At 53.4% G+C, this 12,758-nt stretch carries 8 protein-coding genes; 4 read left to right on the forward strand and 4 right to left on the reverse strand.

Going from position 1 to position 12,758, the window contains the following annotated elements; genetic code table 11:
* Positions 1-120: 120 nt before the first annotated feature.
* On the reverse strand, positions 121-2,634 hold the full coding sequence (locus VE954_RS31260) for a glycogen/starch/alpha-glucan phosphorylase (RefSeq protein ID WP_324960390.1): 2,514 nt from the start codon (positions 2,632-2,634) through the stop codon (positions 121-123).
* Between the two features lie 85 nt (positions 2,635-2,719).
* Here VE954_RS31260 and VE954_RS31265 point away from each other — a divergent pair, with 85 nt between their 5' ends.
* From VE954_RS31265 to VE954_RS31280, 4 genes are all read left to right on the forward strand, one after another.
* Positions 2,720-4,405: an alpha-amylase family glycosyl hydrolase gene (locus VE954_RS31265; RefSeq protein WP_324960392.1), complete on the forward strand. Its 1,686-nt coding sequence runs from the start codon at positions 2,720-2,722 to the stop codon at positions 4,403-4,405.
* Positions 4,406-4,533: 128 nt separating this feature from the next.
* Positions 4,534-6,495, forward strand: a complete 1,962-nt coding sequence (locus tag VE954_RS31270) for an amylo-alpha-1,6-glucosidase (RefSeq protein ID WP_324960394.1) — start codon at positions 4,534-4,536, stop codon at positions 6,493-6,495.
* 33 nt (positions 6,496-6,528) lie between these two features.
* Positions 6,529-7,809, forward strand: a complete 1,281-nt coding sequence (locus tag VE954_RS31275) for a glycosyltransferase family 4 protein (protein WP_324960395.1) — start codon at positions 6,529-6,531, stop codon at positions 7,807-7,809.
* On the forward strand, positions 7,806-9,071 hold the full coding sequence (locus tag VE954_RS31280) for a glycoside hydrolase family 57 protein (protein ID WP_324960397.1): 1,266 nt from the start codon (positions 7,806-7,808) through the stop codon (positions 9,069-9,071). Before VE954_RS31275 ends, VE954_RS31280 begins: the two co-directional genes overlap by 4 nt.
* A 37-nt stretch (positions 9,072-9,108) precedes the next feature.
* Here VE954_RS31280 and VE954_RS31285 read toward each other — a convergent pair whose 3' ends face one another.
* The 3 genes from VE954_RS31285 to VE954_RS31295 are packed head-to-tail and all read right to left on the reverse strand — an operon-like array spanning position 9,109 to position 12,748.
* A complete protein-coding gene (locus tag VE954_RS31285; RefSeq protein ID WP_324960399.1) occupies positions 9,109-9,528 on the reverse strand; it encodes a MarR family transcriptional regulator in 420 nt (139 codons plus the stop codon).
* Between the two features lie 23 nt (positions 9,529-9,551).
* Positions 9,552-10,325: a trehalose-phosphatase gene (gene otsB / locus VE954_RS31290; protein WP_324960400.1), complete on the reverse strand. Its 774-nt coding sequence runs from the start codon at positions 10,323-10,325 to the stop codon at positions 9,552-9,554.
* On the reverse strand, positions 10,322-12,748 hold the full coding sequence (locus VE954_RS31295) for a trehalose-6-phosphate synthase (protein ID WP_324960401.1): 2,427 nt from the start codon (positions 12,746-12,748) through the stop codon (positions 10,322-10,324). The genes otsB and VE954_RS31295 overlap by 4 nt, the downstream gene beginning before the upstream one ends.
* Positions 12,749-12,758: the final 10 nt, after the last annotated feature.

Here is a 12,758-nt window from a genome sequence, read left to right on the forward strand (position 1 = left end):
CCATGACCGGGACGTGAATGCTGCGAGGAACATTCTCCGTCTCGGACGTGAGACGCTGAGCCTTGGGCGAATCGCCTGATGCGAGGGATGCTCGGGAATTCATTCCCGAGAGGACGTCACCTAGAAACCAAATCGATCCTCCACACCCTGGGCCTGTTCCAAAGGACAGGGATGCAGGTGCCAGATTTCTCGCGTGTACTCCTGGATGGCCCGATCCGAGGAGAACCAGCCGATGCGGGCAATATTCATCAGTGACTTCTGCTGCCACAAGCGCTGGTCACCGTAAACCTTATCGACCTCCTCGTTGCTGCGGACATAGTCCGGAAAATCCGCCAGATGATAGTAGTGGTCACCCCAGGTCACCAGAGTGTCCCAGATCGGTTTGAATCGCTCACGATCCCCGCGGCTGAAAAATCCATGCCGGATCTCATCGAGGATGCGCCGGATATTATCATGCTTTTGGTAGTAATCATGGGGCCGATAGCCTGACGCCTGCAGCGTTCGCAGTTCATTCACGTTGTGACCAAAAATAAAAATATTGTCCGCGCCGACATGATCGCGAATCTCGATATTCGCCCCATCCAAGGTCCCAAGTATCAGAGCTCCATTCAAACAGAACTTCATGTTACCCGTACCCGAGGCCTCGGTCCCGGCTGTCGAAATCTGTTCCGAAAGGTTGGCCGCCGGAATAATGCGTTCGGCCAACGACACGTTGTAGTTGGGCAGGAAAACGACCTTCAGACGATCACGCGTCAACGGATCCCGATTGATCATGGCGGCTGCCGCATGAATAAATTGAATGATGAGTTTGGCCATCTTATAGCCAGGAGCCGCCTTGCCGGCGAACACTACGGTTCGAGGCTGCTGATGCTCATCATAATTCAAGCGCAGCTCGTGGTACATATGCAGGCAATGGAGGATTTTCAGAAGCTGCCGCTTGTATTCATGGATGCGTTTAACCAGGACGTCGAACATGCTGTTCGGATCGACTTTCTCCGCTATTTCCTGATGAATCAGCGTCGCCAGACGTTCCTTGTTGCGCTGCTTGATCACGCCCAACTGATTCAGAAAAGCCTGGTCGTCGACAAAGCGTTCGAGGGCTCGGAGCTGCTCCAGATCGGTGACCCAGTTTTCATGCCCCAGGCTCTCGGTGATGAGTGAGCTGAGTTCAGGGTTGGCCAAACGCAGCCAGCGACGCGGGCTGATACCATTGGTCTTGTTGTTGAATTTATCCGGGAACAGGCTATGGAATTCAGGAAAAACCTTTTCCTTCAGGAGCGTCGTATGCAGCGCGGCGACACCATTCACGGAAAAACTCGTGGCCACGGCAAGGTTGGCCATGCGCACTTCAGGTTGGGCCCCGCGTCCCAGAATCGAAACGCGTTCGATAAAACTCTGGTCGTAGATAGGCTTGTCTTTCAGCATTTTCATAAAACGCCGATTCATTTCTTCAATGATCTGATAATGCCGCGGCAGGGTTTTCTGAAACATGGCACCTGGCCAGCATTCCAAGGCCTCGGGCATGACCGTGTGATTGGTGAAGGCTATGGTCTGCTGGGTGATGGCAAAGGCTTCTTCCCACGACAGGCTTTCCACATCAATCAGCAGGCGCATCAATTCGGGTATGGCCAGGGTCGGATGCGTATCATTCAGCTGAATCACGACCTTGCTCGGCAGATCCGTGATCGTGCTGTTGGTGTTCTTGAAGCGCCGCAGGATATCCTGCAGGGAGGCTGCCACTAAAAAATACTGCTGCTTGAGTCGCAGAAGTTTTCCCAGCTCATTGGAGTCATTCGGATACAAAACCTTGGATAGGACCTCACTTTGGACCTTATCCATCACCGCACCCACGTAATCACCTGAATCAAAAATCCCGAAGTGAAATTCTTCATCGGCCTTGGCCGCCCAAAGACGCAGGCTGTTGACATTCATCGTGCCATAGCCAGGGACAGGTAAATCGTGAGGAACAGCCACCACCTTATACTCGGGTTCCCATTCTGCAAAAATGTGGCCTTGGACATTCTCGTGAAATACACTCTTGCCGCCGAAGCATATTTGATAAGAATGAATGTTCTTTTCGATCTCAAGCGGATTGCCATCGCGCAGCCAGGGGTCAGGCACTTCCTTCTGTGCCCCATTCTCGATCACTTGGCGGAACATGCCGAACTCAAATCGAATCCCATAACCGTAGGCCGGCAAATTCAAGGTGCTGAGTGAATCCATATAGCAGGCTGCCAGCCGGCCCAGCCCGCCGTTCCCCAACCCTGGGTCCATTTCAAGTTCGGCGATGCTGTCCAGGTCCAGGCCTAACCCTTGCATGGCTTCACGCCCGACCTCCAAAAGATCGAGGTTGATGAGAGCATTCTTGACCAAACGCCCTAAAAGGTATTCCATGGAGAGATAATAAAGTCGTTTGCCGTTACTCCGATAGTAAGTCCCCTGGGTCGCGATCCAGCGATTCATCAGGAGCTGCCTTACGGTGTGGCATAGTCCGAGCAACTGTTCGCGCGGCGAGGATTTTTCCAGAATGGAACCAAAGTTGTGCTCAAGACTTTTGCGGAAGGTGATCTGAAATGCCGTCACTTTCTCGGTGTAGGACGGATGATCCAGTATCACATCAACGATGTCATGCATGGTGGGCCTCTTCGGGTCGGGATTTTTGTGCAAGGCATTCAGCAACACGCCCCCTACTCTAGCAAAGGGGTTCGAGGAAACCAATATGCATGCAAGATTTGATCGAAGATGTCGGCTACCGGACAGTGGCCTGCAAATCGGCAATGAATCACAGGTTGTGATGACGGTCAAAGGGGGAAGGCAGGGCCGCGTGCGCTTGAGGCAAGGCGAATCCCTGCAGGTGGAACTCCAATTTAAAGAGCAAGGACCAGCCCCGCGGGCAAGACTTTACTCCAATCTTTCAGCATCGGGTGAATTCTTTGAACTTGATCTGACTGCCGCCAGAACCGGCCTCTTCACCATCCAATGCCCACTCACCAAGATCGGAACTTTTTTTTTCACTCTTCAATATACTATGGACGGTCACCAGTGGTTCTGGCTGCGTGGCGACCTGTGGCAACTTCTGGTGTTCCCGCGTCAGCTGCAGGGCCTGCGCCTTTATACCTTGATTCCAACTGCCTGTGGCACCATGGATCAGTGGAAAACTGTCCTGGAGCGGGCCGCTGAGCTTGGCTTCAATATGGTTCATATTCTGCCCGTCACCAAACAGGGTTATTCCCAAAGCCCGTATGCCGCCACCGAACTTTTTGCTATGGAGCCCGATTTCCTACCCAAGGGCGTTACGGCGTCAAGCATGGAGCCTTTTGAAGAATTGGTCGAGGCAGCCCAACAATTGAATTTGGGCCTTTGCCTGGACCTGGTCCTGAACCATGTAGCCATTGACAGCGAAATCGTGAAAAAGTGCCCGCACTGGATTTATCCGGATCCGGCGGAAGGAGATGGTTTGAAACGCAATGGCTACCAAAGCCATGACGGTTTTCATAAGTGGAATGATTTGGCTCTCATTAATTATCAGCATCCCGATCCGCAGACCAGGCGAGCCATCTGGGAGCACATGGAATGTTATGCCCTTTTTTGGGGAGGCTATGCGGCAGCCACGGGCGGCATGATCCGACTCGATAATTTACACAGCACGGATCCGGCTTTTGCCATGCACGTCACGCAAAGGCTGCGACGCGAATATCCTGAGCTTGGCATCCTGGCCGAACTCTTCACACTGCCCGAGGCCACCCAGAAAGTTTTGCGGCACTATGCTGTGGACCTCCTCCTGGCCACGACCTGGGAGCATCATTTCTCAGGCGAACTGCGCCGATACTTTCGTTACATCCACGAGACGACCCCGGCCATACCCTGGTTTACCCCGATCAATTCCCATGATAGCGGCGTCCCTGCCGAGGAATTTGCCAACGTGCAGGCCACACGCCCACGTTATATCCTTTGCGCACTTTTAGGTATTGGTGCCACAGGTCTTACCCAAGGCGTTGAAGTCGGGATTGAAGAAAAAATCAATTTCATTGGTCGAAGCCCTGTGATGCCGCCCGCGACGACCGGTCACGATTTTTGGCCCATGATCCAAAGAACACACGAAGTGATGCTACAATTCCAGGCTTTTCAGCTGCAAGGCAACGTGGAATTCGTGGATCACGGCCATGTGGCCATCATCGCGGCCTTGCGGCTGTCCCAAAAGGCGAACGAACCGCACGCTCTGGTTATCGCCAATCTTGACATTCATCAGCAGCAAAGCATCGATTTGGATTTGCAGCCAATAGGCCCTGGGCAATACTCGCTAACAGATGCGTTTAGCCATCACCGCTGGGACCTTGAGGGACACGTTTTGCACTGCAGCTTGGAGCCGTGTGGCTTTCAGGTTCTCCTGATCAACAAAATATAACCGCGGCGATGCGTGATCTGATCTATTCCTACCGGATGGTGTCAGCCGCCTTGCAATTACCTATTGATTTTTGATGAAATTCCTCTAAAGATGCGATCCAGGTAAACATCGGCAAAGCGAGATTCAACATGCTCCCTATTACCAAGGCCGCCCTCGCTGACCTTCCGCAGCTCCTTCAAAGGGAGTGGCTCGATGCCAATAGTCGTGGCAGCTACTCCAACAGCACCATCCTCGACTGCCCCACGCGTCGCTATCATGGCCTTCTGGTCAGCGATGCAGGCGTGTTGAACGAAAAACACGTTTTTCTCGCTAAGCTTGAGGCCAGTCTCAGCGTGCGAGGCCGGATCATGGATCTTTACACGAATAAGCATCCGGGCTCCGTCTACTACCCCGAGGGCTATTCGCATTTTGATTCGTTTGAGTATGATCTCTATCCGGTCATAACCTATCGAGCCGGCTCTTATCTGCTGCAGCGCTCCTGCATGCTCCTGCACGATCGCGATGCGGTTCTGGTGCGTTATAAGATCATCAGCACAGAATCTGTCCAACTTATCTTGCGACCTTTGCTGGCTTATCGCAGCCATCATCACTTACAACATGAAACGAGCGACTTTCAGGTCAAAACATTTCCCGACGCCGAAGGCCATAAAATTGAGCCTCTGCCGCAAAAACCCGCACTCCATATGGGCACTGACCGCGGGGCCACATTTTATCCCGGACCTTTCTGGGTCAAGCAGGTCGAGTATGTTAGGGAGCAGGAACGTGGCTTTGATTATCAGGAAGATTTGTTTTGCCCCGGTCTTTACGAAGCTGTCCTGGAACCTGACCAGGAGCTTTATCTGATCTTTGGCTTTCAATCGACACCGCGTGCGGACATCCGCGGCCTCTGGATGAAGGAAGAACAAAGGCGCCTGGCCTTGCATCAGCGCTTCATCCATGACGGCGAACCCTTGGCTCAGGTGAAGTTTGAAGCTGAAAAATTCATGGTGCAACGGCCCGATGGCAACCCGTCCATCGTTGCTGGTTATCCCTGGTTCGGGGAATGGGGTCGCGATACCATGATCGCTCTGCCGGGCCTAACCTTGGGTCGCGGCGAACCGGAGCGCCTCCTGCCGATTGTCCAGACTTATTTACGCCAGGCGAAAGATGGTTTGATACCCAACTATCTGGGCCAAGGACACCAGAGCGGCAGTTATAATTCCGTCGACGCGACCTTTTGGATGTTCTCAGCACTGCAGCAATATTGGATCGCGACACGTGACAAGGCTGGCCTGCAGACCATCCTTCCCGATCTGGTTCAGATCATCGACGACCTGGTGCAGGGCCGCAGTCATCTCGTTCGCGTCAGCGAAGATGGGCTGATTCAAGCGGGCTCATCCCAGACGCAGGTGACCTGGATGGATGCTACGGTGGATGGCGTGCCGGTGACGCCGCGTGGTGGTTATCCTGTCGAGATCAACGCCATGTGGATGGCGGCCTTGGCCTTTTTGCAGGATATCGCCCCTGTGAACTCGCTCCCAGGCTGGATCAGTCTTCTGGAGTCCACGCCGGCCGCATTCCGTAAAAAATTCTGGCTGCAGGATGCAGGCTACCTGGCCGACTGCGTCAGCCCCCATGGTTCTGTGGATCGCCATATTCGCCCGAATCAAATCGTAGCGATAAGCCTGGATTTTTGCCCGTTGAATCGGGAGGAGCAGCAATCCGTACTGGACGTCGTGACGAGTCACCTGATAACACCTTACGGTCTGCGCACGCTCAGTCCCGAAGATCCAGGCTTTATTCCGTTCTATCAAGGCGGCCCCAAAGAGCGGGACGCTGCTTATCATCAAGGCACCGTTTGGCCCTGGCTTATCAGCCCCTATGTGAAAGCCGTATTAAAAATTTATGAAGACCCCCAAAAAGCCCGAAATTTTTTACGCCGCAATTTTTCAGCTCTTTGGCAGGAACATTTAATGCAGAGGGGCATCATGGGTGTTTCTGAAATTTTCGATAGCCTGTTTCCCTATAAACCGGATGGTTGTCTAACCCAGGCCTGGAGCGTGGCGGCCTTGATTGAACTTCTGAATGAGCTGAAAGCTGAGAAAGTCTGAGGCCTAAACTCTGACACATGGTGGGATGGAGCTATGCGGATTCTTATGTTTGGTTGGGAATTTCCGCCGTTTATCAGCGGTGGCCTCGGCACGGCCTGCTACGGCATGACAAGGCACCTTGCCGAAAGCGGCGAGGAGGTTCTGTTTGTCCTTCCCAAAGCCATAGAAGGTATGCCACGCGAAGGATACCAGATGATGTCGGCCGAAGAGGTTTGGCGGAAACGGAGCGATGACGATTTTCCATTGCCAGAGCAGGTCACGGTTCTGACTGTGGAGACGGCCCTTTACCCTTACATTGAAAACAAAGAATATGCCCGCATGATCCAGCGCTTCGAGGGCGCGATTCCACGCGAAGGCAAGCCCGCCCCCAGTATCATGAGCCTGTCAGGCCATTACTCGCACAATCTTTTTGAGGAAGTTCAGCGTTTTGCCGAAGTCGGCTGGCATTTGGCGCAACAGTCGGAGTTTGATGTCATCCACGCCCATGATTGGATGACGTTTCCCGCAGCCATGGCAGCCAAGAAAAGATCCGGCAAGCCCTTCATTGCCCATATTCATGCCACAGAATACGATCGCACCGGCGATCATCCCAATCCTAAGATTTTTCAGCTTGAAAAAATCGGCATGGAACATGCGGATCGCGTCGTAGCCGTGAGTCACCGCACGAAAAAGACTTTGATCGATCGCTATCATATCGATGCCAGCAAGATCGATGTCGTTCATAATGCCGTGAGCCATGACAAGCTGGTCGATCCTTTGTTAATTAAAAAAAGTTTCAAGGAAAAGCTGATTATCTTCGTCGGTCGCGTGACCTTGCAAAAGGGTCCGGAATATTTTCTGAGGGCGGCCGCGAAGGTGCTGGAAACGCATCCTAACTATCGCTTTGTCATGTGCGGCGCCGGCGATATGCTGCCGCGCATGATCGAGGAAGCGGCGACGCTCCGGATTCAGAATCGCTTTCATTTTACCGGTTTTTTGCGCGGCGCGGCCGTCGATCGGCTGTATTCCATGGCCGATCTTTTTGTGATGACGTCCGTCTCCGAACCCTTTGGCCTGACGCCATTTGAAGCCATGCGCTATGAAGTCCCCGTGATTGTGTCGAAGCAGGCCGGTGCGTCCGAACTCCTGCCGCGGTCGATGCATGTTGATTTCTGGGATCGCGATGGGCTGGCTAAAATGATGATCGAATTCTGTGAAAATAGGCAACTTCATAAAAGTCTGCTGGAGCATCAAAAGACCACTCTTTCCAAAATGTCCTGGCGAACCGTCGCCGAACAACTCAAAACCATTTATCGAAAGGTGATTCCTGTATGACGAGCGTATGCTTCTACTTTCAGGTCCATCAGCCCTTTCGTCTGCGTAAGGACTATGATTTTTTCAAGATCGGCTCGGAGCATCACTACGAAGATGATTATGCCAACGCCACCATCATGGAAAAAGTCGCGAATAAATGCTATCGCCCCATGAATCAACTCCTGCTGGAGGAAATTCATCGTTGGAAGGGCGAATTTCGGGTTTCGTTTTCCATCAGCGGTGTGTGCCTGGAGCAAATGGAACGCTGGGCGCCGGACGTGATTGAGTCCTTTCAAAGGCTCGTGGATACCGGCTGCGTGGAAATCCTCAGCGAGACCTATTATCACTCGCTGGCCAGCCTCTTTTCACCCGAAGAGTTTGTCGCCCAGATTCGCTTGCATCGGCAGAAGGTGCGCGACCTTTTTGATTACGAACCGGTGGTCTTTCGCAATACCGAGCTTATATTCCAGAATCGCATTGGTGAAATAATCGAGGAATTGGGCTATCGCGGTGTGATCGCCGAAGGTGCCGATCGTATTTTGGACTGGCGTTCCCCGAATTTCCTCTATCAGCCCGCGCCCTGCCGGAAGCTGGCTTTGCTGCTGAAAAACTATCGGCTCTCCGATGATATCGCATTCCGCTTTTCCAATCGAGGCTGGGAAGCCTGGCCCTTGCATGCCGAGACCTTTGCCCGGTGGGTGCATCAGACGGCTGGTAACGGCGAGGTGATTAATCTATTCATGGATTATGAAACCTTTGGTGAGCATCAGTGGGCCGACACAGGAATCTTTGAATTCATGCGGGCCTTGCCGGGTGAAGTCCTGATGCATCCCGATTTTAGTTTCGCCACACCGCGTGAGGTGATTGATCGCTATCAGCCGATCGGTAAGTTGTCTTTTCCTGAGCCGGTATCCTGGGCGGACGTCGATAGGGATCTGACCGCCTGGCTCGGCAATTCCATTCAGGATTCCTCGATCGAACGCATCTTCCGCCTGGAAGGTGTTGTGAAATCGCTTGGGGATCCTGATTTGCTGCATGCCTGGCGGAAATTACAGACTTCAGATCACTTCTATTATATGTGCATCAAGTGGTTTGCGGATGGAGATGTTCATAAGTACTTCAGTCCCTATGAATCGCCGTACGATGCGCATGTCATCTACAATAATGTGCTGAGTGATTTTGAAGAGATCCTGCTCCACCGCTGGCGGATGCGGAACGAGGCTCCTGTCCCGAATGGAGGTCCTCGTCGTAGCCCGCTTTTGGATATGGCGTTCGTGGATTGACCCCAAGCCCCTACCCCGTCAGGCCCCCGCATGGGGGTCAGGCTTTGGTATCCTGCAGCCTTTGCGCCAGCGTAACGGTCAGGTGACGCGTGGCATCAATGGGGTCCTCACCGTCCTTGACGTCAAGGTTCTTCAGAACCCCCCGCAGGGTTTTTTCAAACTTCACGCAGACCCGGTACCCCTTCTGACTAATGATCAGCATCTTCTGCCGTAGATCGCTGGGACGTTCCAGCATGAAGATCCACTCGGATCCTTCAAGCCTTTGCAGAGTGGGTGTGAGCGTGCTCGGATGGATCCCGGAGAGTAAAGCCAGAGACGAAGCCGAAATTCCAGGTGAAGCCAGAATTTTCCGAAGCACAAGCCACTGCACCAGGGAAAGCTCGTGATGCCTCTGCGCCTGGGCGTTCAGGTTATGCAACTCAACGCTCAAGCGGACCAGAAGTTCAATATGATGCAACGATTCGATGGAAATGTCCTGTGCTAAAGGGAGCGTTTGCGCCCTATCTTTTTGTACGTATCCAGGCAGTGACGCAGCATCCTATCAATTTCGGCCTGATTTTTCAAATAGTAGAGAGCCGCCGAGTTTTCATCCTCGCCCACGCGGATCGTGAGAAGACTTTCCTCGCCCAGGCGAAAGACGTCCTCATCGTTTTCATCATCGCCGACATACACCGCCGACCGTTTGCCCGTGCGCAGCATCAATTCCAGCAAGGCGACACCCTTATGCGGCGCCCCCGAGGCCACCAGATTCACCACATACTTGCCCAGCAGAATGCGTGGCGCCGGCACTAATGAGCTGGCTAGTTCGAGGAGTTTCAATTTAATCTTACGCTTATCTGTCGCCTGTCGATAATGAACGGCCAGGCTAAAACTTTTATTTTCAATGACCACACCGGTAGTCTTGGCCAAGGCGGGCTTGAGTTTCTCATACCATTGCCTGGTCATGTCGGCCGCAATTTCCAAACTGCCTGTGGAACTCGGCAGGCCTTCAAGGCCATGGTTGCCAATGGCAAAGTCCACCTTGAAGGGCAGGCGCGTGAGAAGATCGGGTCGACTCCGTCCCGAGATCACCACGATCGACGCGTTCTCATGAAGAGCCCGCAGGTAGTCATCCGTCTTGGGTGAAGCGCGGGCATCATCCGGATTGGGCACAATAGGCGCCAGCGTTCCATCGAAATCGAAAGAAAACAAAGCGTCAGAGTAACAAAAGGCCTCCAGCATACGCAGGCCTTCGTCATCAAAAAGATATTTCATAGGCGTATCGGCCCTCCGGATGGCAGAATACCGAAATTGTAGGTTTCCTCTTCGTTACTGTCAGCCCCATGCGATTGAAGGCGAGCATGCTGAAGCTTATCCAGCAAACGAATCCGGCTGGCATCCAATAGCATACGGCCTGCCCACCGATAAACATTAAATTCGCGGATAAAGGCGCGCATCAGGTTCATGCGTTCGCGCTGCTCTTCCGGACTCATCCGCAGACCAACCGCCAAGGCCTGGGCCGTTTGGTCAATATCATAGGGGTTGACGATCAAAGCCCCGGTCAGTTCCCGAGAGGCTCCGGCAAAGGTACTGAGAATCAGCACACCCTGCTCATCATCATGCGCCGCCGCGTACTCCTTGGCTACGAGATTCATGCCATCATGCAAAGATGTGACAAGGCAGATGTCAGCCGCACGCAAATACAGGTAAACTTCTTCGGCTTCATGATGAACAGGCAGATAGACGATAGGCTGCCAGTTGTCCCGACCGTAGTCCGCATTAATCTGGGCCACCACCTTATCAACCTCGGCCGCGAATTCCTGATAGCTGGGAATGGACGAACGGCTGGGGGCACTGATCTGCACGAAGACGAAGTTACCGATAGCCTGTGGATCCTTTTGCAGAAGCCTTTCCACCGAACGAAGGCGTTCCACGATGCCCTTGGTATAGTCGAGGCGATCGATTCCAACACCTATCTTGCATTTCGGATCGATCCCATGCTTTTGCTGCAAACGGAGACGGCATTCCGCAGCGGGCGGCGTCCCTTCCAGTGACTTCGGTGGCCACTCAATGGAAATAGGATAGGCCCGAATTTGCGTGGCCTTGCCTTTATAAATGATAGTATTGGTCTCGCGATCGATGCGCGCTTCCAGGTAGCGGTCGACGCATTCCATGAAGTTATTGCAGTGAAACTGGGTGTGGAACCCAAGGATTGAACTGCCGAGAAGGCCGCTCAGGATTTCATTCTTCCACGGACAGATGCCGAACGATTCGGCATTAGGCCAGGGTATATGCCAAAAGCTTAGGATCGTCGCCTGTGGGAGCTGCGAACGAATCAGAAGCGGCGCCAGGGCGAGGTGATAGTCCTGGACGAGAATCACAGGCGACGGATCAGTGGCTTCCTCACAGACGGCTTTGGCGAATTTCTGATTGGCCTTCATATAGCAGTGCCAGTCTTCGCTGCGAAATTTGGGGCGCGTGTGAGCGATGTGACAGAGAGGCCACAAGCCTTCATTGGCAAAACCAAAGTAGTAACCCTGCTCCTCCTCCGCCGTGAGCCAGATCCGACGAATCGAATAACTGGGTTTTTCGGGTGGAACGCGCACGCGGTCATGCCCATCGACCACGTCGCGGTCGGCATTCCCACTCCCGTGGGCCACCCAGGTTCCTGAGCATGCTCGCAGAATCGGTTCGAGCGCGGTGACAAGGCCGCTGGCAGGTTTTTGCACGCGGATGGTGTCGCCCTTGCGGTTGTGAATATAGGGTTCACGGTTCGACGCTACAATCACGCGTTCTCCGGACAGCTGCTTCTTAAGGATTTCGCGCAGCGTGGCCGCGTTCCAGGTCATACGCGTCTCATCCTGCTGCTGACGTGACACTTCCATCTCTTTGACCAGTGCCTGAACATCCTTCAATATCGGCAGGAATTCCTGGTTATTCTGGATGGCAAGCCGGGCTTTGGAAGGATTGCGTAGGCCCCCCACCAGACTGCGCACACTCTGCACCCAGTGACTCAAACTCCAACGAACAATGCCGAGCACCAGCAAAGCCATCAGCAGTCCGATCGACAGAAACACCCCGGCCATATAAAGGGTGGTTTCACGACTGCGTCGGTCGACGTAACTCATATCCTGCACGATCATCAGCTTCAGCGGATAAAAGCCCGCGCTGCGGGCCAAAACCTCGCTCGGGATGCGCTCGGCAATGGGGGCGCCCTCTTCCTGCAGAAAGGTCCCATCCGTGCCTTCGATGCCGTCTGTGACTTCGGCAGGTTCCGGTTCCGGCGTATCGATCACGGCATATGAAAAATGAATCGAGCCGCCCGGCAGTTTGAACAATTTCCCATGATAGGCAGGCTCACGATCCATGGTCGAGCAGGCAAATCCTTCAGGAAAATTATCGGTTTTCATTAGTATCTTCTGCCGGGAATCACATATTTGAAGGGCCAAAAGGCGTTCGTCCTCGGTGGCTTTCACGAGGGCAGCCTGAAGTTTCTTTTTATTCTTTGCGACATCTTCGGGCGCCACGAGCAGACGCTGCAAATCAGGGCCAACTGTTTTGCCAATCAAAATGCTGCGTATGTTAAGATCCCGAACGGACCAGACCTCCATGAGGTGTTCCACAAACGGCACCAGTGCGTAAGCCAGAAGCGCCAACGCAGCCAGAACCGGGAGCAAAAAGCGGAGGGTGAGTTTCATCTTGTCTCCG

The sequence above is a fragment of the Oligoflexus sp. genome (genome assembly GCF_035638955.1).
Classification (GTDB): Bacteria; Bdellovibrionota_B; Oligoflexia; order Oligoflexales; family Oligoflexaceae; genus Oligoflexus.